General features: G+C 65.1%; 26 protein-coding genes and 1 tRNA gene. 11 read left to right on the forward strand and 16 right to left on the reverse strand.

Going from position 1 to position 25,435, the window contains the following annotated elements; all coding sequences use genetic code 11:
- Positions 1-25: 25 nt before the first annotated feature.
- Together A6F65_RS02400 and A6F65_RS02405 are read left to right on the forward strand one after the other, a co-directional pair.
- A complete protein-coding gene (locus A6F65_RS02400; protein WP_067785563.1) occupies positions 26-1,495 on the forward strand; it encodes a tetratricopeptide repeat-containing sulfotransferase family protein in 1,470 nt (489 codons plus the stop codon).
- Positions 1,492-2,913, forward strand: a complete 1,422-nt coding sequence (locus A6F65_RS02405) for a tetratricopeptide repeat-containing sulfotransferase family protein (protein WP_067785566.1) — start codon at positions 1,492-1,494, stop codon at positions 2,911-2,913. Before A6F65_RS02400 ends, A6F65_RS02405 begins: the two co-directional genes overlap by 4 nt.
- A gap of 105 nt (positions 2,914-3,018) precedes the next feature.
- Here the strand turns inward: A6F65_RS02405 and rpmB are convergent, their stop codons facing one another.
- The gene (gene rpmB / locus A6F65_RS02410) at positions 3,019-3,324 is read right to left on the reverse strand and encodes a 50S ribosomal protein L28 (RefSeq protein WP_067785569.1); all 306 of its coding nucleotides are present in this window, start codon (positions 3,322-3,324) and stop codon (positions 3,019-3,021) included.
- Between the two features lie 136 nt (positions 3,325-3,460).
- Between rpmB and A6F65_RS02415 the strand changes: the two genes are divergently transcribed.
- Positions 3,461-3,916: a nucleoside deaminase gene (locus tag A6F65_RS02415; protein WP_083989160.1), complete on the forward strand. Its 456-nt coding sequence runs from the start codon at positions 3,461-3,463 to the stop codon at positions 3,914-3,916.
- On the opposite strand, the gene A6F65_RS02420 is transcribed toward A6F65_RS02415, so the two are convergent.
- The 14 genes from A6F65_RS02420 to A6F65_RS02490 form a co-directional block, all read right to left on the reverse strand.
- Entirely contained in the window at positions 3,913-4,626 is a 714-nt protein-coding gene (locus tag A6F65_RS02420; protein ID WP_237164860.1) for a ribonuclease T2 family protein, read from the reverse strand. The genes A6F65_RS02415 and A6F65_RS02420 overlap by 4 nt on opposite strands.
- A 5-nt stretch (positions 4,627-4,631) precedes the next feature.
- A complete protein-coding gene (locus tag A6F65_RS02425) occupies positions 4,632-5,060 on the reverse strand; it encodes a hypothetical protein (protein ID WP_067785578.1) in 429 nt (142 codons plus the stop codon).
- Positions 5,061-5,145: 85 nt separating this feature from the next.
- Positions 5,146-6,006 carry a carboxylating nicotinate-nucleotide diphosphorylase gene (gene nadC, locus A6F65_RS02430; protein ID WP_067785581.1) on the reverse strand — a complete coding sequence of 287 codons (861 nt, stop codon included), beginning with the start codon at positions 6,004-6,006 and terminating at the stop codon, positions 5,146-5,148.
- Positions 6,007-6,008: 2 nt separating this feature from the next.
- The gene (locus A6F65_RS02435; protein ID WP_067785584.1) at positions 6,009-6,806 is read right to left on the reverse strand and encodes a LytR/AlgR family response regulator transcription factor; all 798 of its coding nucleotides are present in this window, start codon (positions 6,804-6,806) and stop codon (positions 6,009-6,011) included.
- On the reverse strand, positions 6,803-8,017 hold the full coding sequence (locus A6F65_RS02440) for a sensor histidine kinase (protein ID WP_067785587.1): 1,215 nt from the start codon (positions 8,015-8,017) through the stop codon (positions 6,803-6,805). The genes A6F65_RS02435 and A6F65_RS02440 overlap by 4 nt, the downstream gene beginning before the upstream one ends.
- Before the next feature lie 65 nt (positions 8,018-8,082).
- Entirely contained in the window at positions 8,083-8,787 is a 705-nt protein-coding gene (locus A6F65_RS02450) for a DsbA family protein (RefSeq protein ID WP_067785592.1), read from the reverse strand.
- A gap of 9 nt (positions 8,788-8,796) precedes the next feature.
- The gene (locus tag A6F65_RS02455; RefSeq protein WP_067785595.1) at positions 8,797-10,155 is read right to left on the reverse strand and encodes a M48 family metalloprotease; all 1,359 of its coding nucleotides are present in this window, start codon (positions 10,153-10,155) and stop codon (positions 8,797-8,799) included.
- A 43-nt stretch (positions 10,156-10,198) separates the two neighbouring features.
- Positions 10,199-11,161, reverse strand: coding sequence for an alpha/beta hydrolase (locus A6F65_RS02460; RefSeq protein ID WP_083989162.1), 963 nt, complete (start codon positions 11,159-11,161; stop codon positions 10,199-10,201).
- A complete protein-coding gene (locus A6F65_RS02465) occupies positions 11,158-12,258 on the reverse strand; it encodes a phosphatase domain-containing protein (RefSeq protein WP_067785598.1) in 1,101 nt (366 codons plus the stop codon). The genes A6F65_RS02460 and A6F65_RS02465 overlap by 4 nt, the downstream gene beginning before the upstream one ends.
- An 86-nt stretch (positions 12,259-12,344) precedes the next feature.
- Positions 12,345-14,120 (reverse strand): PAS domain-containing protein, encoded by a 1,776-nt coding sequence (locus A6F65_RS13235; protein WP_067785601.1) that lies wholly within the window; start codon positions 14,118-14,120, stop codon positions 12,345-12,347.
- 130 nt (positions 14,121-14,250) lie between these two features.
- A complete protein-coding gene (locus tag A6F65_RS02475) occupies positions 14,251-14,721 on the reverse strand; it encodes a DUF2141 domain-containing protein (RefSeq protein WP_237164861.1) in 471 nt (156 codons plus the stop codon).
- On the reverse strand, positions 14,688-15,407 hold the full coding sequence (locus A6F65_RS02480; protein ID WP_067785603.1) for a sterol desaturase family protein: 720 nt from the start codon (positions 15,405-15,407) through the stop codon (positions 14,688-14,690). Before A6F65_RS02480 ends, A6F65_RS02475 begins: the two co-directional genes overlap by 34 nt.
- 96 nt (positions 15,408-15,503) lie before the next feature.
- Positions 15,504-15,971, reverse strand: coding sequence for an MmcB family DNA repair protein (locus tag A6F65_RS02485; protein ID WP_067789800.1), 468 nt, complete (start codon positions 15,969-15,971; stop codon positions 15,504-15,506).
- Between the two features lie 141 nt (positions 15,972-16,112).
- Positions 16,113-16,517 (reverse strand): hypothetical protein, encoded by a 405-nt coding sequence (locus tag A6F65_RS02490; protein WP_067789803.1) that lies wholly within the window; start codon positions 16,515-16,517, stop codon positions 16,113-16,115.
- A 181-nt stretch (positions 16,518-16,698) separates the two neighbouring features.
- Between A6F65_RS02490 and A6F65_RS02495 the strand changes: the two genes are divergently transcribed.
- Positions 16,699-16,775: transfer RNA gene (locus A6F65_RS02495), tRNA-Arg, on the forward strand.
- A 75-nt stretch (positions 16,776-16,850) separates the two neighbouring features.
- On the opposite strand, the gene rtcR is transcribed toward A6F65_RS02495, so the two are convergent.
- Positions 16,851-18,437 (reverse strand): RNA repair transcriptional activator RtcR, encoded by a 1,587-nt coding sequence (gene rtcR, locus A6F65_RS02500; RefSeq protein ID WP_067785606.1) that lies wholly within the window; start codon positions 18,435-18,437, stop codon positions 16,851-16,853.
- A 268-nt stretch (positions 18,438-18,705) separates the two neighbouring features.
- On the opposite strand from rtcR, the gene A6F65_RS02505 reads away from it, so the two are divergent.
- From A6F65_RS02505 to A6F65_RS02530, 7 genes are all read left to right on the forward strand, one after another.
- The gene (locus A6F65_RS02505; protein ID WP_067785609.1) at positions 18,706-20,265 is read left to right on the forward strand and encodes a vWA domain-containing protein; all 1,560 of its coding nucleotides are present in this window, start codon (positions 18,706-18,708) and stop codon (positions 20,263-20,265) included.
- 581 nt (positions 20,266-20,846) lie between these two features.
- Positions 20,847-22,073: an RtcB family protein gene (locus A6F65_RS02510; protein WP_067789807.1), complete on the forward strand. Its 1,227-nt coding sequence runs from the start codon at positions 20,847-20,849 to the stop codon at positions 22,071-22,073.
- 30 nt (positions 22,074-22,103) lie between these two features.
- Complete coding sequence (locus tag A6F65_RS12820; protein ID WP_157093022.1) at positions 22,104-22,526, forward strand: hypothetical protein; 423 nt, start codon at positions 22,104-22,106, stop codon at positions 22,524-22,526.
- Complete coding sequence (rtcA, locus tag A6F65_RS02515) at positions 22,523-23,539, forward strand: RNA 3'-terminal phosphate cyclase (RefSeq protein ID WP_067785612.1); 1,017 nt, start codon at positions 22,523-22,525, stop codon at positions 23,537-23,539. Before A6F65_RS12820 ends, rtcA begins: the two co-directional genes overlap by 4 nt.
- Before the next feature lie 101 nt (positions 23,540-23,640).
- Positions 23,641-24,570: an MBL fold metallo-hydrolase gene (locus A6F65_RS02520; RefSeq protein ID WP_067785615.1), complete on the forward strand. Its 930-nt coding sequence runs from the start codon at positions 23,641-23,643 to the stop codon at positions 24,568-24,570.
- Positions 24,567-25,013 carry a YeeE/YedE family protein gene (locus A6F65_RS02525; RefSeq protein WP_067785618.1) on the forward strand — a complete coding sequence of 149 codons (447 nt, stop codon included), beginning with the start codon at positions 24,567-24,569 and terminating at the stop codon, positions 25,011-25,013. The genes A6F65_RS02520 and A6F65_RS02525 overlap by 4 nt, the downstream gene beginning before the upstream one ends.
- A complete protein-coding gene (locus A6F65_RS02530) occupies positions 25,013-25,423 on the forward strand; it encodes a DUF6691 family protein (RefSeq protein WP_067785621.1) in 411 nt (136 codons plus the stop codon). The genes A6F65_RS02525 and A6F65_RS02530 overlap by 1 nt, the downstream gene beginning before the upstream one ends.
- The last annotated feature ends 12 nt before the right edge of the window (positions 25,424-25,435 follow it).

Consider the following 25,435-nt stretch of genomic DNA (forward strand, 5'->3'; position numbering starts at 1 on the left):
CCCCTTTCTTTTTGTGAGACGTCAATTGAATACCAACGGACTCCAGATTGCAGCCGCTGCCTATAAGTCCGGTGTGCAGCAGGATGATCGACGATCCACCATCGCGGGCGCGCGCACGCTCGTTCAGATGAATGCGCCGGTCGGACCGCAATGGCAGGGCCTCGCCCAACAGGTTTTCCGCTGGGGAGAGCTCGATCTCGCTCTCGCGGCGCTTGATCGTTGGGCAGGCCAGGGGGGAACGGCGCCCGCCATCGCTTACGAGAAGGCCATCCTGCTCAGCCGCGTCGGGCGCGCGGCCGATGCGCTGGAAAAGGTTGAAAAGCTGCCCGCTGACCAACCCAACGCCATCGCCAACGCCTACCTGAAGGCGTCGCTCTATTGGAACCTCGGCCGCAACGATGACGCAGAACGCGAATATCGCCGAGCGTTGTCGGTCAACCAGGCCGCCGGCGCGGCATGGCTGGGACTTGCCCAGATCGGCAGTCTGTCGGCTGAGGACCTTGCTGCCATCCACCGCCAGATCGAAACGAACGCCTTCGCTGACGGTACCGACCGTGCCGCGGCCCACCAGGCTCTCGCCATGCAGGCGCACCGTGCTGGCAACCACGACAAGGCGTTTGGCCATTTCGAACAGGCCAGGGCTGCCAAGGATGCCCGCGCATACAGCGCTCCCGACAATGAAGCTTCCGCTCGCATCGCAAGCGCATGGGACAGCGCGGCAATTGATCGGATGATTAGCCTCGGGAAAGACCCGGCTGAAGCCGAACGGCCGCTTACCATCGTGACCGGCCTACCCCGCAGCGGAACCACGCTGGTCGAGCAGATCCTTTCCTCGCATTCCGCCGTCGATGGCGGCGGCGAACTGGGTCTCGCCCGCCAGTTGGAGGCCGAAATCGGCGGTTTCGCACCGAAGGATTTCGATGCCTACGCCGCCGCGAACGACGCCTCGCTGCAGAAGGCGCAGGCGCTGTACCTTCGCCTCGCGGCAGAACGGGTGCCCGGCTCGCAAATGCTGGTCGACAAGTCGCTCAACCAGTCGCGCTCGCTCGGACCCTATGCTGCCCTCTTCCCGCAAGGTCGGTTTATCTGGCTGCGCCGTGACCCGCTGGAGAATGCATGGTCGATCTTCCGCACCTGGATGGCCAATGCTGCCATCTCAGGCTGGTCGCAGGAAGCCATCGCCCATCACATGAAGACCGAAGACCGCCTTCACGCGCATTGGCAGGCCCAGCTTGGCGGCCGCCTGCTGACTGTGCCGTATGAAGAGCTGGTGGCCGCGCCCGAAGAGTGGATCGAGAAGATCACGCGCCACGCAGGGCTAGATCCGGAAGAGGCGCAATCGCGTTTCTACGAAAGCGACGGCGCGGTCAGCACGGCCAGCGCGATGCAGGTTCGCCAGCCCATTAACCGCAAGGGTATTGGTGCAGCCGAGCCTTATCGCGAACACATGAAGCCCTTCCTCACCGCTTATTACGGACCCAGCGGCGCCGCATGAACCCGCCTGCCAGCCCCGCAGCCTTCGTGGCCGCGTTGCAGCGGCAGGACCGGGTCGGCGTCCGCCAGAACGCGGCCGGCATGCTCGATGCGGGCGCAAGGCTTGCCGGGCAGTGGAAGGCCGTGGCGCAAGTGATGCTGAACGATGGCGAGTACGAGCTTGCCCGCCGCGCCGCCGATGCGCTGGCCCGGCAGGTACCCGGCCCGGGGTCGGAGTTCGAGCGTGCTGCGACCTATGCCCGCAGCGGCCGCCCGCAAGTCGCTGACGAGATCCTGCAGGCCCTGCCGGAGACCGTCCCCGACCGCCTGAACCACCATTACACCCGCGCCACTCTGCGCATGAACCTTGGCGACCTTCCGGCCGCACGCTCGCATTTCCAGCAGGCCCTTACCCTCGATCCAACATCGGGTGAGGCGTGGCTCGGGCTGGCAATGGCGGGCGGGCTGGACGCGGAGTGGAGCGAAAAGCTGCTCGCCGCGAAACAGACTGCCAATGGTCCGCCCACCATGTCCGCCGCGGCCCTCCAGACGGCGCTCGGCCGCGTACACGAGAAGCAGGGCGACCACGCCGAGGCTTTTGCCAGATATGCTGCGTCCGGCGCGGTGCTGGAAAGCCTGCGTCCCTACGACCGCGCCGCCGACCTGGCCGAGGCTCGGCGGAACCTGTCGATCGAGACACTGGGGACGCCGGCCGCTGGCGATGCGCGCGGACCCATCTTCGTGACCGGTCTGCCGCGATCCGGGACCACGCTGGTCGAGCAAATCCTGGCCAGTCATGATTTAGTCAGCGGTGGCGGTGAGCTCGAGCTGCTGCCGCAGGTCGCGCGCCTCGTCGGCGGGCCCGGTGTGGACGCCATCGCCCGCTATTCCGGCCCGGAAACCCCGGCGGGTTTCTACAGCCGCCTGGCTGCAGAGCGTTTCGGCAACGGCCGCCTGGTCGACAAGTCGCTCAGCACCAGCCGCTACGTCGCGCAGGCTGCGGCAATGTTCCCGCAGGCCCGTTTCGTGTGGCTGCGCCGCGACATGCACGACTGCGCCTGGTCTGCCTTCCGAAGCTTCTTCCTGACCGGCGTGAGCTGGAGTCAGAGCCTGGAAGGGCTGGGCGCGCACTTCGCCATGGAGGATGCGCTGTTCGAACATTGGCGCGGCCTGCTGGGTGACCGCCTGCTGGTGACCGAGTTCACCGAGCTGGTTGAGGACAGCGCGGCGATGATTGCCGCGATTGCCGCGCATTGCGGGCTGGACCTGCAGGATGCCATGCTGGCACCCCACAAGACCGAGCGGGCCGTCATCACCAACAGCGCGGCGCAGGTGCGCGAGCCAATCAACAAGCGCGGCCTTGGATCCTCCGCGCCCTATCACGAGATGCTGGCGCCGGTATTCGAGGCTTACGACAGGGCTCGCGCCCAACTGGACTGAAATCGCCCGAAATGGGCGCCACACCTCAGCGGATGGAAGAACAAGAAAAACCCGCCGGCAGCCAGGCTGCGGGCGGGTCTTCTGATCGCCGTAGCGACGGAGTGCTTATGCGGCCTGGTCGGCCTTTTCGGCTTTTGCAGCCTTCTTGAGCTCGCGCTTCACCTTCAGCGCGCGGGCCGAGAGCTTCTCGTCGCGCGTCTTCAGCAGCCAATTGTCCAGCCCGCCATTGTGCTCGACAGAGCGCAGGCCGTGCGTGGACACACGGAACTTGAAACCGCGATCCAGCTTTTCGCTGAGCAGGGTGACGTTCTGCAGGTTGGGCAGGAACACACGCTTGGTCTTGTTGTTGGCGTGGCTCACATTGTTGCCGGTCAGGCGGCCCTTGCCGGTCAGTTCGCAGATGCGCGACATGCTTCGTCTCTTCTCAATAAAATACGGTTCTATCCGGGAAGCGGCGCGCTTACCCCCCATGGTGCGAATCGTCAAGCATTGCCGCACGCCTGCGTGCAGCATTGCGTGCGGGCAGGCGCCGGTATAGCTCCGCGCCATGACCCGCTGGCCCTTACCCTCACCCATGCAGCTCGCGCTGGAAGAAGCGGCAAAGGCGGCCGCGGCGGGCGAAGTGCCGGTTGGCGCGGTTGTTGTCCATGACGGGCGCGTGATTGCGGCCAGCGGCAATGTGACGCGCGATCCGCCCGACCCGACAGGCCATGCCGAGGTCCGCGCCCTGCGCGATGCGGCACGGCACCTGGGGCAGGAGCGGCTGTCCGAATGCGATCTCTATGTCACGCTGGAGCCTTGCGCCATGTGCGCCGGCGCCATCGCCCATGCGCGCATCGGCAGGCTGTATTACGCCGCGTCCGATCCCAAGAGCGGCGGCGTGGAGCATGGCGCGCGCGTGTTCGAGCATGCTCAGGCGCATCACAAGCCGGAAGTCTATGCCGGGATGGGAGCAGACGAAGCCTCCGCCATCCTGCGCGACTTCTTCGCCGCGCGGCGTTAGAGCCCGCGCCAGATCTTCGCGCGTGCGCTGCCTGGCGGGCCGAACTGATGCGCCTCGCACCGCGTGGGCATGAAATCCGCGCCGTAACACAGCCGCATCTCCTGCAGCCATCCGCGCGAATTCAGCTTCAGCCCGACATGCTCCGGCTCCCAATAGGGATTGGCCTGCGCAAAGGTTTCGCGGATGTCCCCGGCGGTCAGGCCGCGCTTGCGGGATAGCCGGTCGAAATCGGGCCAGCGCAGGCTGTTCCAGAGGATGCGCGTCACCTTGTAATAGGTTTCCGGCCTGGAGAAGCGGCAGCTGCCGTGCTTCTCCCATTGCCGCGCCTGCAGCCGCGCATCGGGGATCATGCACATGTTGCGGCGCGCCTCCTCCGCCTGCAGGTCGCGGCGGTTGGGGCACCATTGCGGCCAACGATCGCCGGGCCCGTCCGGCCAAAGCCCGTGAACGACGAAGCCGAAGCGCCCGCCTTGTCCGGAACATTGCCGCGCGTCGCGGCGGCTGTCCTTGCGGAAGCGGCAGTATTCCGGCGACCAGCTGAGCGCGAGTGTATACCCCTCGGTCGGCATCTCCCGGGGGCGACCCTGCGGCCGGATGTCGGGCACGGTGACGCCCGATTGCGGTACGCGGCACTGATAGGCTTGCGCCGCCGCGTGGAGCGGAGAAAGCAGGCCCGCGGCCGCCGCAATCGCAGCCAGATGCCCGCGCAAGCGGCTCAGGCCTTGTCCTTGGCGAACCATGCCTTGGCATCGGCCCTGAACAGCATGGCTGCAGCGCCCAGTGCCATCAGGCGGGCAGCGGCCACCAGCACGGTGCGCAGCGTGATGTCGCCGCCGAAACCGATGAAGAAGGTGGCCAGGCTGTAAAGCGCCAGCGCGGCGATCAGCCATTTGACCCATCCTGCGCGCCAGATGGAAGCACCGGCCCACAGCAGCAGCTGGATTACCACGACGATGCCGATCCCGAAGCCCGCGCTGATCATGGCCAGCGTGTTCGTGCCCTCACCCATTTCCATGCCCTGCCGCGCGAGCTCGGCATTGGTCGCGGCCATCAGCCCGTCCCAGGCGAGCACGGTCGCGATGATCGTGATCGCGATGGAGCCGAGGTACAATATGTCGAATGTCTTGATCGAAGCGGGTTTCATGGCCGCGTTTCCCCTCATCTTCCGGATGGGCGCAGGTTGGCCGATCCGCAGGCATTGGTAAAGCCCGCTCGCGGAAGAGAAGCGGTCAGACCGGCGTGAAATCGAGACCGATATCGGCCGCCGGTGCGCTCTGCGTAAGGCGACCAACGCTGACAAAATCCACCCCGGTCGCGGCCTTTGCGCGGATGGTCTGGAGATTGATGCCGCCGCTTGCCTCGGTCGGGACGCGGCCATCTACCAGGGCGACGGCTTCGCGCAGGGTGTCGGGCGCCATGTTGTCAAGCAGCAGGCGCGTGGCACCTGCCTCCAGCGCGGGCTCGATCTGGTCGATCCGGTCTACTTCGCAGATGATGTCCGCCACGCCTGCGTCGCGTGCGCGGCGCACTGCCTCACCCACATTGCCGGCGACAAGGATGTGGTTATCCTTGATCATGGCCGCATCCCACAATCCCATGCGGTGATTGCTGCCGCCGCCCATGCGGACGGCGTATTTTTCGAGGTGGCGCAGGCCGGGGATGGTCTTTCGCGTATCGAGCAGCGTGCAATCGGGATTATCCATCGCGGTCACATATTCGCGCACCATGGTGGCGATGCCGGAAAGGTGCTGCACGGTGTTGAGGGCGCTGCGCTCGGCCGTCAGCATGGCGCGGGCATTGCCGGACAGGCGCATCAGGTCCGTGCCCGGTTCGACTTCGGCCCCCTCGTCCACCAGGAGCTCGACAGCCATGTCCGGGTCCAGCGCGCGGAAGAAGGCTTCGGCTATCGGCAGGCCCGCCACCACGATGGGATCGCGGCTGTCCATGACACCCTGGAAGCGCGCATCGGCCGGGATTACGCTCTCGGCGGTGACATCGCGGCCGCCACCCGGCAGGCCTTCGCCCAGGTCCTCCGCCAGCGTGTCCCGCACGAATGCGTCAAGATCGAAGCCATGGAGTTCGAAAGACATAATTAGTGCACAAACCGCGCGACCACATCGCGGTAGCTGCGCGAAACCTTCACCTCCGCCCCGCTATCCAGCACCAGGAAGCATTCGCCATTGGTATGCGGCTTCACCTGCCGCACCTGGTCGAGGTTGACGATGGTGGAGCGGTGCACGCGCTGGAAGGTCTTGGGGTCCAGGCGGCGCTCCAGGTCCTTCATCGTCTCGCGCAGGATCAGCGAATTGTCGCCGGTGTAGATGCACATGTAATCGCCCGCCGCCTCGATATGCTCGATCGTCTCGACATCGACGCGAAAGATCTGGCCGCGGTCCTTCACGTTCAGCAGCTTCTCGTAACGGCCGGCTGCGTCGTCCTCGCCGGATTCGAACGTATCGACCTTTTCGGGGGCGACTTCGGCCAGCACGTCTTTCAGCTTGTCGGCCTCGTCGGCGGACTTCTTCTCAGCCAGGCGCTGGCGCACGCGTTCCAGCGTATCGGCCAGCTTGTCGCCATCGACCGGCTTCATCAGGTAATTGATGGCATTGGCCTCGAAGGCGCGGATCGCATGCTCCTCGAAGGCAGTGACGAAAACAAACAGCGGCGGATCCAGCTCCATCACGCCTTTCACCACGGAAAACCCGTCGAAACCCGGCATCTGCACGTCCAGGAAGACGAGGTCCGGCTTTTCCGTCTTGATCGCGCGGATCGCTTCGCGGCCGTTGGCGCAGGTGGCGATGATCTCCACGTCGGTGAATTTCTCGAGCCGCAATTCCAGCCCCTGCCGGGCGAGCTTCTCATCGTCGACGATAATGGTGCGAATTGTCATGGTCTTTGTCCCAGCATGCCCGCAAAGCTGCCTTGCGCGCTCTCTTCCTCAACCCGCGGCAAGCGCGGAGGTTTCTGGGCTGCGCCGATTTCGCGCGCGCCCTCTTCCTCCGCTTCTTCGTACGGAATCTCTATCCGCACGATAAAGCCGCCTTCTTCCGGGCTGTGAATGGCGAAGCGATGATCCGTGCCATACGCCTGTGCGAGCCGATCGCGGATATTGGGCAGACCGACGCCGGTGGAAACGGTCTGGCTGGGTGAACCGGGCTGGGGGCGGGGTGCTTCGCCGCGGCGGGACATGCCGGGGCCGGTATCGGCGACGGACAGCATCAGCCGGTCGCCCATGCGCTTGGCCGTCAGCGTGATCTCCGCGCCTTCCTCCTGCGGGGAGACGGCGTATTTGATGGCATTTTCCACCAGCGGCTGCAGCAGCAGCGAGGGGATGTACCCCTTTTCTGCCGAAGGATCGACGCGGAAGCGGGTGCGCAGCCGTTCCTCGAACCGCATGTGTTCGATCGCCAGGTACAGCTTCAGCGTCTCCACCTCCTGCGCAATGGTCACGCGGCCACCGGGCTGGGTGACGAGCGTGTGGCGCAGGAAGGCCGAAAGCCGCGTCAGCATGGCATTGGCAGGCTCGGTCTGCTGGGTCAGCACCAGCGTACTGATGGAATTCAATGTGTTGAACAGGAAGTGCGGGTTCAGCTGGTATCGCAGCATCGCCAGCTGCGCGCTGGTGGCCTGCATCTCCAGCCGCTCCAACCGGTCAGCCTGCTGTTCCACCTGCAGGAAGAAATTGATAGCGTAATACAGCGCCGACCATGCGCCCAGCAGCGTCATGTCGAGGTAAAACACACCCAGCACCAGCTGCGCAAAGCTCGTCTCGCTGCCCGCCTGGTACAGGCTGACGGTCCAGCCGTTGATCGTGGCGGACAGCGCCACGGCCAGCATCAGCACGATCGCCGTCACGCCCCATGTCACCAGCGGCTTCTGGTTGATCAGGCGGCTGTAGATGACGGACAGCACGAGGCTGATGAAAAAGCCGGTCAGCGTGGCAATCAGCACGATGATGTAGAAGGAGAGCGGGCGGCCATTGGCCAGGCTGGTCACCGCGCGCAGCAGCATGGCGCCGCCCCAGCCCAGCATCTGCAGGCGCCAGAAGGCGCGGTTCTTGTCCGCGAAGAAGGGCGTGGGGCGGAAGGGCAGCGAATTGATGCCGCGCTCGTCGCGCCGCTTCGCGTCCCTTGCGGACCTCAGGCCCAGGAAGTTGCGCAGCCAGCTCAGCTTGCACCTGCCGCATCGCGTACATTGACAATGGCCTCGCCCAGCCGCTGCTCGCCAACGGCCCCGTCGAACAGCGCATCGCCGACGATGAAGCCGGGCGTGCCGCGCAGGCCCAGCTCATTCGCCATGAAGGCGTTTGCTTTCAGGTGGGGATCGAAGCGGCCGCTGGCGATGTCCGCCTCCGCCCGCGCCATGTCGAGCCCTGCGGCGCGTGCTGCGGCCGCGATGGTGGCGGGGCCGGGCTGGCCCGCCTCGAACATGGCGAGGTGGAACTCGCGGTACTTGCCCTGCTCCGCCGCGGCCAGCGCCATGCGGGCGGCGGCCTCGCTGTTCTCGCCAAAGATGGGGAGCTCGCGGATGACGACGCGCAGGTCCGGGTTGGCGGCGATCAGCGCCTCCACATCCGCAACGCTCTGCCGGCAATAGCCGCAGCCGTAATCGCTGAACTCCACCAGTGTCACGCTGCCTTCGGGGTTGCCCAGGACCGCGCCGGGCCAGGGCGTCTCGATCTGCTCGGTGTATTTCGCGACGCGCTTGGCCGCCTCGTCTCGCTGCCACTGCTCGATCGCGTCGGGGACGATTTCGGGTTGCGCCATGATGGCGCTGCGCACGGCGGTATCGCCCAGCCCGCTCACCTGCCACAGCCCCGCGCCCGCAAAGCCTGCGAGGAGGGAGACAAGGATCGTGGCGAGCCAGCGCATGGCCTTGCCCTATCGGCGCTCTCGCATCCGTTCAAGCTGATCGCGCGCCTGCAGAGCCACGTCCTGCGCGCGGATCCAATCCGGCGTGCCGTAAGGCAGGTTCGCCTCGGCATATTCGGCATGGCTCAGCGCCTCGGTCGGCTTGCCCGTCAGGATGGCGAACTCGGCGCTGGCAAGGCGCGCGCGGGGCATGTCGCCCTGCCGGCCATAGACGATGCCCAGCTGGTACCAGGCGAAGGGGTTCTCACGGTCGCGGCCCACGGCGGCGCGCAGCACCTGCTCGGCTTCGGGCAGATATGCCTCGTCCTCGGTGGCGATCAGGGCATGGGCGAAGGTGGAGGCAATCAGCGGGTGATGGCCGGAAATCCGGGTCGCCTCCCGCAGGTTCGGCAGCGCGTCCAGCGGCTTGCCCGATTCCAGCAGGACCTGGCCGCGCAGCTCCAGGAAATAGGCGTTGTCCGGATCGTCCAGCAGCAGCGCATCGGTTTCCGCCAGCGCCATGTCGAGCCGGGCATCCTTGTGATAGGCATAGGCGCGGGCATAGCGCGCGGGCACGGTCTGGTCGTTCTCAGGATAGAATTGCAGCGTGCGCTCGGGCGGGGAGAGGTATCCGAACAGCTTGGCCTTGGCCTGCGTGAAGCGGCGCTCCAGCACCGGGTCGGACGGGGTATCCCATGCCGGGTCGGCCTCGTAATCGGCGCGCAGATTGGCGATACGGTCGCCCGATAGCGGGTGCGTGCGGGCAAAGCCTGCCTCGTCGGACTGGCTGTAACCGCGGCGGAACTCGTAATTCTGCAGCTTGCCGAAGAAGGCCAGGCTGCCCCGGCCGGAAATGCCGGCCTTGCTGAGATACTCGGCACCCGCAGCATCGGCAGAGGATTCCTGCGCGCGGCTGAAGGACAGGAAGCTGCGCTGTGCGGCCTGCTGGCCCAGCGCCATGGCGCCGACGGCCGCATCGCTCGACCCGGCCAGCGCCGCCCCGATACCGACCAGCAGCGACAGCAGCGTGATCTTGGTGGCGTTGCCGATCCCTTCCTCGAACCGCAGGATATGCCCGCCGGTGATATGGCCCAGCTCGTGCGCCAGCACGCCCTGCACCTCGTTCGCCGTGTCGGCGGCGCCGATCAGGCCGGAATGGATGTAGACGCGCTGCCCGCCCGCCACGAAGGCGTTGATGGAGCCATCGTTGATCAGCACGACCTCGACCGATCCGGCGCCAAGCCCGGCGGCCTCGGCCAGCGGGTCCATCATGTCCTGCAGCAGCTGTTCGGTTTCCGCATCGCGCAGGATGCTTTGTGCGGCGGCGGGCTGCGCCACCATGCCGAATGCAGCGATAACGGCCAGGAAACGGGCAAATATACGGGTCATGGCGCCACGCTAGCGTGATTCGCGCTGAACCGGAACTGAAGCGTTACTCGGATCGCGCGCTTGCCGGGGCCTGCGGGGTGGGGGCCGCGCTGGCCGGATCGGGCAGGAAAGCAGCCATGGCGCGCAGCACGCGCTCGTCACGGTAGGAGAACGGCCGCGCGATGGTCGTCAGGATCTGCACGTGGTCCATGCCTTCGAACTTCACCAGTTGCACCGGGCTGCCCGCCGCTTCCAGCGCATCGGTCAGCGATCGGGAATTGCGCAGCTCCACCACCGTATCTTCGGTCCCGGTCAGCAGGAGCATGGGCGGCGCGCCGGCCCGTGCGAAATTGACCGGCTGCGTGCGTTCCGGATCGTCCTCCTGCCCGAAGACCAGCTTCGTGCCGTCGCTGTTGAAGGGGAGGAAATCATACGGCCCGGCCAGCCCGATGATGCCTTTCAGCGTATCCTCGCCCAGGCCTTCGCGGCCCAGCCACTGCCGGTCCAGCGCCAGCATGACCGCGTTATAGGCGCCGGCCGAATGGCCAGAGGCGTAGATACGGCCAGGATCGCCGCCGAACCGGGCGATATTGTCGACCGTCCAGCGCACGGTGGAGGCGCCGTCTTCCAGCATGGCGGGAAAAATGCCCGCCTCGCTCAGGCGGTAGCCCGGGATGACCGCGACATAGCCCATTTCGGCCAGCCTGCGCCCCGCGAAGCCGTAATCGGCGGGATCTCCGGCGGTCCAGCCGCCGCCATGGATGAAGATGACCACCGGGAGCGCCGCGTCCGCCGCTGCACCTTGAGGCCTGAACACATAGAGCCGCTGCGCCGGATGGTCGCCGAAGGCTTCCTCGTGGACGAGGTAATCGGGTCCGCCTGCAAGGGTCTTGTCGATCCCGTCGAGCGCGCCGACAGAGCCCGCGCCCACGGCCCAGCGATAGGCCAGGAACAATGCGCCGCCCGTCAACAGCAGCGACACCAGCACGCCTTTCATGCAGCCGCGCCGCCCCCTCGTCTCGCTCATTCCACCAGCCCTTCCACGCGGCGCACGATCTGCTCGGTCTCACCGCCCATGGATACGCCCGCGGCTTTCAGGAATTTCTGACCTTCTTCCCAGGTTTCGCCCATGAACATGGGCACGCCGGCAGCCTCGATCAGCGCCTTGGCGGTCTGTTCCTCGGCATTCAGGACCTCGCCCGCTGCCTTGCGCATGAAGATGGCGGCGATCCGTCCGGGATAGGCGCGCACGGCTTCGCCATAGGCGGGTAGGTCACCTTGCGTATCGTCGCCGATCAGGGCGAAGCGCAAGTCCGGATACATCGCCAGTATCTCGCGGATCGCGGCGCTCTTGTGGGCGCCGTGGCCCTTCTTGCCCAGCGTCGCCCGGTCGAAACCCCAGTCGCGCAACTTCAGCGGACCAAGCGGCAGCTTGTTTGCCCGCTGGAAGGCGATGAGGTAGGAATAGAGGTTCCACGGGCTGGACGAAATGTAGAAGAACGGCCGGTTGGTGGCCGGGATATGCTTGTTGGCAGAGCTTGCCCCGTCCTGCAGCACCGCGCCGCCGCCCAGCGCGCCGTAGAAGGCGTCGGCCCCCGGCACGGCGATCCTGTCCTCCGGCAATTGCGCCACGACGCGGCGCCAGTTGCGCGCGATGGAGCGGAAACCGCCGGTGATGCCGGTCTCTATGATCGTGTCATCGATGTCGGAGATGACAGCCAGCCGCGCGTTGGCGGCCGGCGCCAGCACGTGGCCTTCCACGCATTGCGGGCCGTCCTCATTGGTCCAGTGAAGCGCCACCACATCCCACATCGTGGCATCCGGCATCGCCAGTTCCGGGTCGAGCGTGACGTCGAAATGCACGAAGCCTTCCGCGTCGGTCACCCGGGTAAAGCTCTCGCTGCGTCCGTCGGCCAGTTCGATTTCCAGCCGGACCTCGACACCTTCTGCCTCGCGCGAGGCGAATTGCGCCAGCATCGTGCGGATGGCCTGCAGCCGGCCGCCGGTCTTGCGGAAGTTGGGGGAGCCCGATTTTAGCGCCCGCGCCGACAGCAGCAGGCGGCCCCGGCTGCGATGGCCGAAATAGGGCTGAATGCGGACGGGCGCTTTAGGGGAAAATACCATGCGGCAGGCGCTAGCACTGCCGGGCCGCGGCAATCCAGAGCTTGCGCAAATTTGTCACGCTTCCGCGGGAAAAGGAATGCGCCGGATCAGCCCGCGATCTTGCGAGCGGCGCGCTCTACCAGCGCGGCATCCTCGGGCACTTCGCCCAGCAATACCACGCGGCCATCTTCCAGGCGGCGAACCATCAGCAAGGCAAATTCCTCGCCTTCGCCGTCCAGCGCGTCGAATCCCTGCGGCGGCATGGCGCGCAGCTGTTCGAACAGTGCTTCGCGTGCCTCGTCCGCGGTGAGGGCGGTTTCGCCGCTCTCTTCGCGGCGCAGGCGACGTTCTGCCTGGACCACGCCCTTCAGGCCGCCATCGGCCTCGCGCAGGAAATCGGCCAGCTTGCCGCGCGGCATTTCCAGCCGGTGTGCGTGGGAGAGGACAGCGGCATATTCGGTCAGGCGCGTCTTGTCGTAATCCGCGCCGAACACCAGTTTCACGACCGGCGTCATCGGCGCGCGGTCCTGCACGGCCAGGCCACTATCGGCCACCAGCTCGGCAAAATCTTCCGGTTCTTCGGCAGCGGCGAGCGAGAAATCGTAGGCCCGACCCACGGCTTCATACAGCGCGCTCCGCGTGCGATCTTCGCTGCTGCGCGCTTCGGCGGCGCATTCGCGAGCGGCGGCGAGCCAGTCGCCCAGTTCCATGTCGCCTTCGCTGGCAACGGGAAGCTCGATAATGGTCGCGCCCGTCGCGGGTTCATCCGCAGCGCCGGCTTCCGGAGTGTCGTAAGCGTCTTTGGAAGCGCCTTCGCCGGCACCTTCATCAGCGCTCACATCTGCGCCCAAGTCATTGGGGGCAGTGCCCTCTTCGCTGTCGATCCAGGCATCTTCACCCGGCTCGTAAGCAGACGGGATGGCAGAGGCTTTCTTCGGCGCATCGGCGCCGCCAGCCGGACGCACCAGCGATGCGAAGCGTCCCATGCCGGAATAGCTGTCGCCCTCTTCCTCGTCCTCGAGATCGTCCTCGTCGCCGTCATCGCCGGAACCGGTCAGCCGGCCCAGCGTCGCGCCGAAGCTGGGTGCGGGCAGGCCGTCATCCTCGGCTTCAGGAGTGGCTGCGGGAACATCGGCGGCGGGCAGGCTGACGCTTTCGTCGAAACCTTCATCGACGGCAGCAATGTCGTGCTCGCCATCGGCATCGTTCGCGGCATGGTTTGCGACTGGCGCGGCAGGTCCGTCGGCCCAGTCGGTGGAAAGGTCCTCGCCCTTCTTGCGCAGCGGGCTGTCTTCCAGCGCCTGGTCGATTTCCAGCAGCAGTTCTTCCGACGTCGCTGCGTCGGCGAGTTCCTTCCAGTTGATGACGCCATAGATAAAGTCGATGGTGTCATCGTCGCTGGAATAGGGCAGCAGGATGCCGCGATACAGGATCGTGGCGCCGCGCTGGTTCACGAATTCGGCCTCGAAGCCGATCGGGGCCTGGTTGGCCAGGATCTGCATGTAATGGTCGGTGATGCGGCTCAGCAGGCTGCGGCTGGGAACATCGTCCAGCGCGGTCAGGTCGTCGGGATCGACGTCGCATTCGCTCGCCAGTTCCCTGCCGAGATAGGAGATGCCGGGATTCTCGACCCCGCCGGAGAAATCCAGCAGGACGCTATGCGGCCCGAAATCGTCGAGCGATTCCGGATCGAGGTCCTCGATCGAGGGAAAGGCGCGATCTTCCAGCAGGCCGGCCCAGTGATTGTAGGCGCGCACCTGCATGCGGCGTTCGTCGGTTCCGATGACGGCAGGCGGCGTGGCGTCGACGCGCTCATCCTCGGACGGATCGTAATCCGTGCCGTCCTGGCCGCCCAGTTCGAAATTGCCCCGCAAATTGTCCATAAAAAGGCCACAGCCCCCGTTTCCTGGAGTTCTCCAGTCGGTTGTGACGATGCATGGTAAATTAACCGTTAAACCTTGGCGCATCTTTCGGCGCTGGTTTGCTGCGTGGCGTCACGGCGACGCGGCAGGGTTACAGGAAGTAGCGCACCCGGATCGTCTGGCTGACAGGCTTCTCGCCCACTTCGAAGGCGGCCTTGTGGAACTTGGGCGGGCCCATCGACACCTTGGCATCGCGTGAGAAGCCGTAGCCTTCCTTGGGCATCATGCCGAGCGCGGTGTCGATCTTGCCGTTGTCGTTCTCGTCATGCAGCAGCGAAATGGCGTAGGTTCCGGGCCGGACGTTGCGGAACACCAGCTTGGCCGACTTGCCATCGGCGCTCACCGCCAGTTCCTGCGCCCGGTCATCACCGTCGCATTTCGGGAAGGCCTTCGGGTCCGGCGTCAGGCACGCACGCACGCTGCCCTTGGCGGCGCGGATGTCCACCACTGACACGGTGACGTCAGTGCCTGCAGGCTTGACCGGCGCGGGCGCAGCGCCGCCCAGCGCCAGCGCGCACGCAGCGACCGTCAGCGCCGGGACAGTCCGCGATCCGTGCCGCACAACCGGTCCCAGAAACGAAAATACAGTCCGAAGTTGCATAGGTACTCATCATGATGACGCTGGTGGTGGCTGGCCGTTATCAGCCAGCTTCCCAACCGGGAATGAACGAGCCACCGGGGAAACATGTCCCACCCCATGTGGTTTGTGACGCCCATGATCGTCATGATGGCCAGCACACTGCCCAGCATGGCGACATGGATCGGAATTACGAATACCAGCAGCGGCACGACAATCGCACCGGTCAGCGCTTCCCACGGGTGGAAGCTCATGGCAGCCCAGGCGGTGGGCGGGCGGCTGGCATGATGCACGGCGTGCGCGATCTTGAACCACTTGGGCCGGTGCATGAAGCGGTGGCTCCAGTAAAACCACGTATCGTGCGCAAACATGTAAAGGAAAACGGACAGCGGCAGGTACCACAGCGGCATCGCGTCCCACTGGGTGTAGATCTGTGTCCAGCCATGCTGCTGCCAGCCCCAGGCCACGATGCCGGCGGGGATGCCGTAGATGGCAGCGGAGGCGAGCGACCAGCCGATCTCGCGGCGGATCTGCGGGTTCAGGCCCTGGTAGAGGCCAGGCCGCGCGCGCGAGGTGGCAAAGGCGAACAGGCCACTGGTGAGCAGGTAGCGCACGGCCACGATGGCCGTCATCGCGGCCGCAGCAATCGCTATGGCAAGCAGTCCCTCCATCGCCCGCCTCCTAGCAGGCGCTGCGCATGGCGCGCAATCGGACAGGGCGGGGCGCAGACGTATTCGCGCGCCGCTGTTGCCCGGATGCGATAGGGCTCAGCCCGCCTCGTTGCCCCACGGCGCGCATTGCGGGTCTGCCTGCACGGCGATCCGGCGCATGGCGACGCGGGCCAGCCGCTCCGCTTCCTTCTTGCGGCGCGCCGCGGCGAGCGGGTGGCTGGGCGCGGGCCGCACGATCTCCGCATCGTATTCGTCCGCCACGATGATGCCGCAGCACTCGGGCTTGAACCCGGCATCCTCCAGGCAGGCGCGGTCCAGTTCCGGTGGCAGGCCCCAGTAGAAACGGTCGCAATAATCGAGATAGTCCGGCCACTTGGCATCGCCCATCAGATCGCCGCGCGCCGTCTTGATCTCCACGATCACGATGCGGCCCTTGGGATCGATGCCCATCAGGTCCGCCCGCCGCCCGTTGCGCAGCGGCATTTCGGTGAGGCACCAGATGTCGTTGCGCGCAAACAGGCGGCAGATCCCCCGCGCCACGGCGGCGGAGCGGTATCCGTCCATCTCCTGCCCGGTCTCGGACTCGGCAGCGGATTGGGGCGGCGATTTGGGGAGTGTCTGCGATTCCGGCATGGCCCATAAATGGAACGAAACCGGAACGCGATGCAACAGGAAAATTCAGGGCCGGTCCACGCGTCATTGCGCTCAGGCCGACCGGCGCGGGCCCAGGTCACCGGCTGGTGGCAGCAGCGAAAGCAGGCTGGCGCGGGCGGCATTGAACTCGCGCAGCAGGGCCAGCGCCGCGGGCCGGGCGTCGGCGCCGCGTGCATTCACGCCCAGCAGAGCCGTGATGCCGGGCTGCATCATGGCGGCAAGGTCGGCAATGCCGTCCTCCGCGATCGCCTGGCGCCACGCGCCGCAATCGCGCACGAGCGCGGGGAAATTGCGGATTTCGGGCGAGGGCCGCTCGGCCTCCAGCCCGGCGAGTGCGGACACGACGCGGGCCGCATCCTGCAGCGCGGCCCATTGCCGGCTCAGCGCACTGGCCGAGGCATTGGCCAGCCGGGTGCGGCCGCCCGGCTGCGTCATGGAGGTAGGCTGCATGTTCATGCGCAGGTCCATACAGCGGCTGCCTTGCCAAATTGCTAAGCGGGCCGGGATGCCAGTCACCTGCCGGGCCGGGCTTAGGCCGGGCATCGGGGCGGGCTTAGGTCGGGCATCGGGGGCGAATAACGCTTGGCGCGCCCCGCCCCGCTTGCTAACCGCGCTCGCACCCAGCCGCCTGGCCAAGGCACCCGTAGCTCAGCTGGATAGAGCGCTGCCCTCCGAAGGCAGAGGCCACAGGTTCGAATCCTGTCGGGTGCGCCAAGGGGGGAGGCCTGCAAATTACCTCGCATCGGCTCCGGCCAAGCCAAGGCAGCTATCAAACCATGCAGCCCGGCCTCAATGGGTAATCGCGGCCCAATCCAGTTCGAACCTGGCGAGGTATTTGCGCAGGCGGTCGGAATCGTTCGTGGACTTTCGCTGCTCGCGTGAGGCGGCGAACAGGGTGCGTCCTGCCTCCGAGAGGCTGATTGACTGGCGGCAAACCTGCACGACGAAATCCAGCTGGACCCGATCGAAGGGATCGATGGACCCGAGGCGGTCAGCACCGATTATCCCGACAAGCCTGTCTTCACCTGCGCTGCCCCCTGACCAGAGCCGTGCAAGGCGGCCGGTTTCGAAATCCACGGCCTCGCGGTCGATCCTGCCGGTGGGGCACAGTGTCGCCATACGGGTTACGCTGGCGGCGAGGTCGCGGAAATTGCCTTGCCAGCGGGCGGACGAACTCTCGGCAAAGGCGAGAAAGCGGTCCCGGGCCTCCTTGTTGAATGTAACGCGTGTGCCTTCACGTTCGGCAAAGCGTTCAAGCTCGTAGTCCAAATTGGGTTCGATATCCTCGCGCCGCTCGGCGAGCCCGGGCAATGCAAAGGTCCAGAGGTTGAGCCGTGCGAACAGGTCTTCGCGGAAATTCCCGGCTGCGACTTCGTCAATCAGGTTGCGGTTGGTCCCGGCGATCAGCTGGAACTCGCTTTTCGCCTCGCTATCTGCGCCAACCGGAAGGAAGCGCCCCTCCTCGATCGCGCGCAGGATCATCGCCTGCTCGTCAAGCCCCAGTTCGCCAATCTCGTCTAGGAACAGGAGGCCCTTGTCGGCGCCCTTGAGCAGGCCGGGCCGGTCCTGCACTGCACCGGTGAAGGCACCTTTCTTGTGGCCGAACAGCGCGGACATTGCGCTGTCGCCCTTCAGCGTCGCACAGTTGACCTCCACGAATGGCCCTTCGACCTGGTGGCGCAGTTTCTTGAGCTCATAGACCTTGCGCGCGAGCTGGCTCTTGCCGGCACCGGTCGGGCCCATCAGCAGGATCGGCGCGCGGCTGCGCACAGCGACCTGTTCGATCTCCTCGATCATGCGGTTGAAGGCCGCGTTGCGGGTTTCGATCCCGCTCTTGAGAAAGCTGGTGCTTTCCGCGCTCGCTTCGGCAAAGCGGCTAGCGATGGAATCGTAGCGGGAAAGGTCGAGATCGATCGAGGCCCAGGTGCCTATCGGCTGCGGCCCTCCCTTGTGCGGCTGTGTTTGGAGCAGTTTTCCCGGAAGATAGCGCGCCTCGGTCAGCAGGAAGAGGCAGATTTGCGCCACATGGGTGCCGGTGGTGATGTGGATCAGGTAATCTTGCGTGTCCGGATCAAAATCGAACTCACGCGCGAAATCGAGCAGCTTTCCATAAACCTCCTCGAAGTCCCATGCGTCTTCAAAATCCATGACGTGGGGGACGACCTCGGTCTCGGGTGAAACGTCGCGGATATCCTGCATTACGAATTCGGCGAGGCGGCGGTGATAGCTGCCGTGGATCAACACAAACCGATCCACCCGCAGGTCCTCCTGCATGCAGATGCTGACCGTGGGCCGCCACTTGTTCCAGCGTGACGGACCAAACTTCGCGGCATCGAGTGTCGAGCCAAGAAAACCGATGACAGTGGTGGACTTCATGCACGCATCGATAAAATTTTATCACAAACGATACAAGAGAATAGATTTCTCGCTATTCCGAGCGATGCTGTTGAAAGGGCTTGCGATAAAAATACCATTATATTTCATTTCACTAGCAGAAATTTACAGCGCTCGGCGCAAAACTGGCACGCCTCATGCTCTATCGTGACCGTCGGGTAAGTCGAACACCCGGCGAGACGCGGGAGATGGGCGGCCGGAATGGGCCGGCCGCCCAAAGCCCGGTGAAGTTTCATGATGGAGTTGGACTATGGCCAACAAGACGCTTTTTTCCTCGGCACTCTCTTCCTTTGGGGCGAAGTTCCTGCCGCGCAAGGACACGGTGAACGAGGCAGGCGGCAGCGCCTATGCCTATGGCCCCGAAGCCCTGCTCGCGCAGCTAGCCGCAACCGGCACGTTGTCGGACGGTTTCTACGCCGATGCGCAGGACCAGCTTGCCAAGGCGCTCGAAGCGGCCTGGGCGGTGGACGCCGCATGGGTCGCCAAGTGCGCGATCTATGCTCGCCAGTCGGGCGCGATGAAGGACATGCCGGCATTGCTCACTGCAGTGCTGTCGATGTCCGATCCGGACCTGATGGTCCCGGTGTTCAAGCGCGTGATCGATAACGGGCGCATGCTGCGCAACTTCGTGCAGATCATGCGTTCGGGCCAGATCGGGCGGACTTCGCTCGGCTCGCGTCCGAAGCGGCTGGTGCGTGTATGGTTGGAAAATGCCTCGACCCGCCAGCTGATGCAGGCGGCGACGGGCAATGATCCGAGCCTGGCGGATATCGTGAAGATGGTTCATCCGGCTCCGGCTTCGGCCGAGCGGCGTGCCTTCTACGGCTGGCTGATTGGCAAGCCCTACGATGTCGCCGCGTTGCCGAAGGAGATTGCCGATTTCGAAGCATGGAAGGCGGAGCCCTCGCGGCCCCTGCCCGATGTGCCCTTCGAGTGGCTGACCGCCTTCGATCTCGCGGCAAAGCAGTGGGCTGTGCTGGCAGAACGCATCGGGTGGCAGGCGTTGCGGATGAACCTGAACACGCTGGCGCGTAAGGGAGTGTTCCAGATCGACGGAGTGACCGAGATGGTTGCTGCCCGGCTGGCCGATCCCGATGCCATCGCCCGCGTGAGGCCGATGCCCTACCAGTTGATGACGGCGCTAACGCAGGTCGGGGATGGTGTTCCGCTGGCCGTGCAGGCTGCGCTCGAGAAGGCCCTGGACCTGTCGCTTGCGAAGGTCCCGGTGCTGGAAGGCAATGTCGTGGTGTGTCCGGACGTGTCGGGCTCGATGGGCTCGCCCGCGACCGGTTACCGCAGGGGTGCGACTTCGGTCGTGCGCTGCATCGATATCGCCGCGCTGGTTTCGGCCGCGATGCTGCGGAGCAATCCGCAGACCCGCGTGCTGCCGTTCGCGGTGGACGTGGTGAAGCTCAAGCTCGATCCCAAGGCCCGCGTGGCGGTGAATGCCGCCAAGCTGGCAGGGGTCGGCGGCGGCGGAACCAATGTCTCGGCCCCGCTTGCCTTGCTGAATCGCGAGAAGGCAAAGGTCGATTGCGTCGTGATCGTTTCGGACAACGAATCCTGGGTCGACCCTGCCCGCTACGGAGCCACGGCGACGATGAACGAATGGACCAGGCTGAAGGCCCGCAACCCGGGCGCGAAGCTGATCTGCATCGACATCCAGCCCTATGGCTCGACGCAGGCCAAGGACCGCAAGGACATCATGAATGTCGGTGGTTTCACCGACGCGGTGTTCGGCGCGATGGCGCGCTTCGCCAGTAACGAGGCGCGCGACTGGGTCGAGATCGTGAACGAAGTAGAATTGTAAGAAAGGAGCACAAAGGTCGCGGCGAATGCCGGGAAGGACTACATCCTGTCACGATGGTGGTCTCTGAAAAGGGGCACCTGTCTTTCCCAAGCCTCGTCGCCGCGACCTTTGCATAGATTGATTTTGGAAAGGGCCGGGGCAAATGCCGGTGGGACTACATCTCCGACATGAAAGGCCCGACGAGTAAAGCGCCCCATGGGAGCAATCCTGCGGGGAGATGCGGGTTCGAATCCCGCCGCTGGAACGTAGCTTAAGGGCCGATTGTCTCACCAACACTCGTTGCCCCGGCCTTTTCCAAATTCACGGCGAATGCCGGAAGGACTACATCGACTTGTAATCGCCAGGTCGCGGGTTCGAATCCCGCCAGGTCCACCAATTATGGGCCTGTAGCTCAGCGGATAGAGCAGGAACGTCTTTCCAGAACCTCGTCGCCGTGAACCTGAATACAAATCGCTGGCGAATGCCGGTCGGGACTACATCGGTAACCAGGCGGTTCGAACCCGCCCCTGCATGGCAACATGCGGAGAAGTCTCGCCAAAACTCGTCGCCAGCACCTATCAAGAAGCATGGAGGAGGTCGCGATGACCCAGACGACGTATGAATATCAGGACGTGGAAGGCGGGTCGCCGATCAAGATGTGGACCCGCGGCGTTCCCGTTGACGACAAGGCGCGGGAGCAGCTGACCAAGGCGGCGAAGATGCCGTTCATCTTCAAGCATGTTGCGGCCATGCCCGACGTGCATGTCGGGATCGGCGCGACCGTGGGCTCGGTGATCCCGACCAAGGGCGCGGTAATCCCGGCGGCTGTGGGCGTGGACATCGGCTGCGGCATGATGGCGGCGCGGACCTCGCTGATGGCGAGCGACCTGCCGGACAATCTTGCCGGCATCCGCTCGGCAATCGAAGCCGCCGTACCGCATGGCCGGACAGCCGGCCGCGGCAAGCGCGACAAGGGTTCGTGGGGCGATCCGCCCCCGGCCGTGGTCGACGCCTGGGTGAAGCTCGCCGAGCGGTTCGGGCGGATCGTCGCCAAGTACCCGCGGCTCAAGAACACGAACAACCTCGTGCATCTGGGGACACTGGGAACCGGCAACCACTTCATCGAGCTGTGCCTCGATACCGAGCAGCGGGTGTGGGTCATGCTCCACTCGGGCTCGCGCGGGGTGGGCAATGCCATCGGCACGTTCTTCATCGAACTGGCCAAGCAGGACATGCGCAAGTGGCATATCAACCTGCCTGACCAGGACCTCGCCTATTTCCCCGAAGGGACCGATCATTTCGACGATTATGTCGAAGCCGTCGAATGGGCGCAGGACTTTGCGGCGCTCAACCGGCGCGTGATGATGACGCATGTGCTCGATGCGCTGCGAGGCCAGATCGCCAAGCCTTTCGAGGCGGACTGCGAAGCGGTGAACTGCCATCACAACTATGTGACGCGGGAAAACCACTTCGGCGAAAACGTGCTCGTCACCCGGAAGGGTGCGGTGCGGGCGGCGAAGGGTACGATGGGCATCATCCCCGGATCGATGGGGGCGAAGAGCTTCATCGTGCGCGGGCTGGGCAATGCCGAGAGCTTCGACAGCTGCTCGCACGGCGCGGGGCGCGTAATGTCCCGGACCCAGGCGAAGAAGCTGGTGACGCTCGACGAGCATGTTGCCGATACCGCCGGTGTCGAATGCCGCAAGGACGAGGGCGTGATCGATGAAACGCCCAAGGCCTACAAGCCGATCGAAGCCGTGATGGCCGCGCAGGCCGATCTGGTGGAGATCGTCCATACCTTGAAACAGGTGGTGTGCGTGAAGGGTTAGCGCCCTTCACGCCGCTACTGGGAGGTCGCCATGAAAGGTAAATTTCATTGTCAGGGCTGTGACCGTGCCCTGACCGGTGAAATCACCGTTCAATCGCTAAAGGATCCGAGCGTTCAGACCGCCTGTTTGATCGATCAGCGGCCTGTCTGCGCGAAGGGAAGCGGTTTCAAATCTTACGAACCGCTCCTGCGTTCGCATGACCCGATCAGGCCGGCCGCTTTGGAATTTGTGCCGCAGTATTGGCTCAATCCAGAAGATTTCGAGGCGACGGGTAAAGTTACCCGCAAGCGTGGCCGCACAAACGGTTGTTGCGGATTGGATGGCTGCGACGGTCCCAACATCGAATGCCGAGAGTGCGGAACCGAAATTGGGACCAAGCAGTCCGATTGTTGGACGCCGCTCATATTCGTTCCAGACCCGGACAACACCGAATTCCGAAAGACTGAAACATGATCACAATTGACGGCTCCGACGGCGAAGGTGGCGGGCAGGTCTTGCGGAATTCCGCAGCCCTGTCGCTGCTGACCGGCGAGCCCTTCACCATCCAGAACATTCGCGGTGGGCGGGCCAAGCCCGGCATGATGCGCCAGCACGTCACCTCGCTGGAGGCCGCTTGTGCCATTGGCGGGGCCGAATGCAGCGGGCTGATGGTCGGTTCTCGCGAGCTGACGTTTCGCCCGGGCCGCGTCATACCCGGAGAATACAGCTTCGCCGTCGGAACGGCGGGAAGCACGGGGCTGGTCTTGCAGGCCATCCTGGTGCCGCTGATGATGGCCGATGCGCCCTCCAGGATCATGATCGAGGGCGGCACCCATGCAATGGCTGCTCCGCCCTTCGAATTCCTTCAGAAGACGCTGCTGCCGGTTCTGGAGCGGCTGGGGCCGACACTCTCCATCACCCTCGAGCGCCATGGATTCTACCCGCGCGGCGGGGGCCGCATCGTGGTGGACATCGAGCCCTCGGCACTCCGTACGATCCAGTGCACGCAGCGCGGCGCCTTCCTCGGCGGGAAGGCGGAGGTGCTGCTTGCCGGTATCCCCTTCGATATTGCCGATCGCGAGTTGACGGCGGCGCGCAAGGTGCTGTCCGAATGGCCGGAAGAAGCCTTCGCGCCGGCCCTGCTGCCCGCGGATTGCGGGCCGGGCAACGCGTTGTTGCTGGAAGCCTCGTTCGAACATGTGACCGAGGTGGTGTCTGGTTTCGGGAAGCTTGGAGTTCCTGCAGAACGCCTGGCCAAGACGGCGGCAAAGCGCATGGCGGGCTACCTCGCCTCACAGGCGTTTGCCGGGCCATACCTGCAGGATCAGTTGTTACTGCCGTTTGCCATGGCTGGCGGCGGGGCTTTCACGACCGTCAAGCTCAGCCAGCACAGCCGCACGGCGATGGCGCTGATCGAGCGGTTTACAGGACGAGGCTTCCGGGTCTCGGATACGGAGGATGGGGCACATCAGATAGAGGTGTGCTGATCGGCGCTGCCTAACCTCGCGCGTGTGTCCCATCCCGCCCGGCGCTTGGAACTGTTTCGGGCAATGCGTATATAGTGCCGATTACTGGATTGGAGGGCGCCATGGCTGATGACCGGAATTTGCAGATTGCCGCGCAGCAGGTCCGGCAGGCGCTGTCTGACAAGGGCCAGCGCCCATCCATCGCGGGGTTCTTCGACGAGGCGACCAACACGGTTTCCTATGTCGTGCACGATCCGGCCAGCGGCGAGGCGGCCATCATCGATTCCGTGCTGGATTTCGAGGCCGCGTCCGGGCGCACGTCGAATGGATCTGCCGACCGGATCGTTGAATATGTCACCTCGAACGACCTGCAGGTCGCCTGGCTGATCGAGACCCATGCCCATGCCGATCACATCTCGGCCGCGCCCTATTTGCAGGAAAAGCTGGGCGGGAAGCTGGCCATCGGGCGCGGGATCATCCGCGTGCAGGAGGTCTTCGGGAAGCTGTTCAACGCGGGCACCGATTTCGAGCGCGACGGGTCGCAGTTCGACCGGCTTTTCGATGACGGGGACCGGTTCCACATCGGCGAAATCGAGGCCACCGCGCTGCATGTGCCCGGCCACACGCCGGCCGACATGGCCTTCATCATCGGCGATGCAGCGTTTATCGGCGATACGATGTTCATGCCGGATTTCGGCACTGCGCGGGCGGATTTCCCGGGCGGCGATGCGGGCCAGCTCTTCCGCTCGATCCGGCGGCTTCTGGAACTGCCCGAGGAAACGCGCCTGTTCCTGTGCCACGATTACAAGGCGCCGGGCCGCGACGAATATGCCTGGGAGACGAGTGTCGGCCAGCAACGCGCCCACAATGTCCATGTCAGGGATGGCGTGAGCGAGGAGGAATTTGTCGAAATGCGCACGACCCGCGACCGCAAGCTGGCGATGCCGGCCCTGATCATGCCGTCCGTCCAGGTGAATATCCGCGGCGGCCGCCTGCCGGAGCCGGAGGATAATGGCGTGAGCTACATCAAGATCCCGGTGAACGCGGTATGATGCTGCCGGGCTTTCCCGACGCCGCCCCGCTCGACGGGCTGGCGGGCGGCGTGCTGATCGGCCTGGCCGCAGCGGTCATGCTGCTGGGACTGGGGCGGATCGCCGGCGTGTCTGGCATCGCGGCAAAGGCTGCAGGCCTTGGCGGCAGCGGAATGGCGCGCGGTTCGGCGTGGATGTTCTTCATCGGCCTGCCGCTGGGCGCGCTGGCCGTGATGCTTGCCTCTGGCGGGCTGGAAGCGCGCTTTGCAAGCCCGCTCGTCCTGGCGATCGCGGGCCTGCTGGTGGGCGTGGGAACGCGGCTGGGAAGCGGTTGCACAAGTGGCCACGGCGTATGCGGGATGAGCCGCCTGTCGGGCCGCTCGATCGTGGCCACCGTGACCTTTATGGCCGCAGGGATTGCCACGGTGGCGATCATGAATGCCCTGGGCTGGGAGGTGCTGTGATGCGCGCGAATGTGACATCGCTCGTCTCGGGCACGCTGTTCGGCGCCGGCCTTGCGCTGGGCGGCATGACCAATCCCGCACGCGTGCGCGGCTTCCTGGACTTATTCGGCAATTGGGACCCCACGCTTGCCTTCGTCATGGGCGGCGCGCTGGTGGTGATGGCGATAGCCTGGCAAATCGTCCCGCGCATGGCGCGCCCGGTGATGGCGGAAACCTTCCAGCTGCCATCGAAATCGGACCTGACCCCGCGCCTGATCGGCGGGGCTGCGCTGTTCGGCGTGGGCTGGGGTGTGGCGGGCCTGTGCCCCGGGCCGGGCATTGCGGCACTGGTGATAGAGCCGGTGTCTGCCGCGATCTTCGTCGTGGCCATGCTGGCAGGCATGGCTCTGGTCCGGCTGACCGAAGGCTGAGACCTTCCAAGA

The organism is Paraurantiacibacter namhicola, from assembly GCF_001687545.1.
GTDB lineage: Bacteria > Pseudomonadota > Alphaproteobacteria > Sphingomonadales > Sphingomonadaceae > Paraurantiacibacter > Paraurantiacibacter namhicola.

Bases quoted from the DNA above. Each gene is read 5' to 3' on its own strand.
- A6F65_RS13235 (WP_067785601.1), bottom strand. From the start codon at position 14,120: ATGGACAATTTGCGGGGCAATTTCGAACTGGGCGGCCAGGACGGCACG.
- A6F65_RS02505 (WP_067785609.1), top strand. From the start codon at position 18,706: ATGGCCAACAAGACGCTTTTTTCCTCGGCACTCTCTTCCTTTGGGGCG.
- A6F65_RS02490 (WP_067789803.1), bottom strand. From the start codon at position 16,517: ATGAACATGCAGCCTACCTCCATGACGCAGCCGGGCGGCCGCACCCGG.
- A6F65_RS12820 (WP_157093022.1), top strand. From the start codon at position 22,104: ATGAAAGGTAAATTTCATTGTCAGGGCTGTGACCGTGCCCTGACCGGT.
- A6F65_RS02520 (WP_067785615.1), top strand. From the start codon at position 23,641: ATGGCTGATGACCGGAATTTGCAGATTGCCGCGCAGCAGGTCCGGCAG.
- A6F65_RS02465 (WP_067785598.1), bottom strand. From the start codon at position 12,258: ATGGTATTTTCCCCTAAAGCGCCCGTCCGCATTCAGCCCTATTTCGGC.
- A6F65_RS02455 (WP_067785595.1), bottom strand. From the start codon at position 10,155: ATGACCCGTATATTTGCCCGTTTCCTGGCCGTTATCGCTGCATTCGGC.
- A6F65_RS02480 (WP_067785603.1), bottom strand. From the start codon at position 15,407: ATGGAGGGACTGCTTGCCATAGCGATTGCTGCGGCCGCGATGACGGCC.
- A6F65_RS02460 (WP_083989162.1), bottom strand. From the start codon at position 11,161: ATGAGCGAGACGAGGGGGCGGCGCGGCTGCATGAAAGGCGTGCTGGTG.
- rtcA (WP_067785612.1), top strand. From the start codon at position 22,523: ATGATCACAATTGACGGCTCCGACGGCGAAGGTGGCGGGCAGGTCTTG.
- A6F65_RS02525 (WP_067785618.1), top strand. From the start codon at position 24,567: ATGATGCTGCCGGGCTTTCCCGACGCCGCCCCGCTCGACGGGCTGGCG.
- A6F65_RS02450 (WP_067785592.1), bottom strand. From the start codon at position 8,787: ATGCGCTGGCTCGCCACGATCCTTGTCTCCCTCCTCGCAGGCTTTGCG.
- A6F65_RS02530 (WP_067785621.1), top strand. From the start codon at position 25,013: ATGCGCGCGAATGTGACATCGCTCGTCTCGGGCACGCTGTTCGGCGCC.
- A6F65_RS02435 (WP_067785584.1), bottom strand. From the start codon at position 6,806: ATGACAATTCGCACCATTATCGTCGACGATGAGAAGCTCGCCCGGCAG.
- A6F65_RS02485 (WP_067789800.1), bottom strand. From the start codon at position 15,971: ATGGACGGATACCGCTCCGCCGCCGTGGCGCGGGGGATCTGCCGCCTG.
- A6F65_RS02510 (WP_067789807.1), top strand. From the start codon at position 20,847: ATGACCCAGACGACGTATGAATATCAGGACGTGGAAGGCGGGTCGCCG.
- rpmB (WP_067785569.1), bottom strand. From the start codon at position 3,324: ATGTCGCGCATCTGCGAACTGACCGGCAAGGGCCGCCTGACCGGCAAC.
- rtcR (WP_067785606.1), bottom strand. From the start codon at position 18,437: ATGAAGTCCACCACTGTCATCGGTTTTCTTGGCTCGACACTCGATGCC.
- nadC (WP_067785581.1), bottom strand. From the start codon at position 6,006: ATGTCTTTCGAACTCCATGGCTTCGATCTTGACGCATTCGTGCGGGAC.
- A6F65_RS02405 (WP_067785566.1), top strand. From the start codon at position 1,492: ATGAACCCGCCTGCCAGCCCCGCAGCCTTCGTGGCCGCGTTGCAGCGG.
- A6F65_RS02415 (WP_083989160.1), top strand. From the start codon at position 3,461: ATGACCCGCTGGCCCTTACCCTCACCCATGCAGCTCGCGCTGGAAGAA.
- A6F65_RS02425 (WP_067785578.1), bottom strand. From the start codon at position 5,060: ATGAAACCCGCTTCGATCAAGACATTCGACATATTGTACCTCGGCTCC.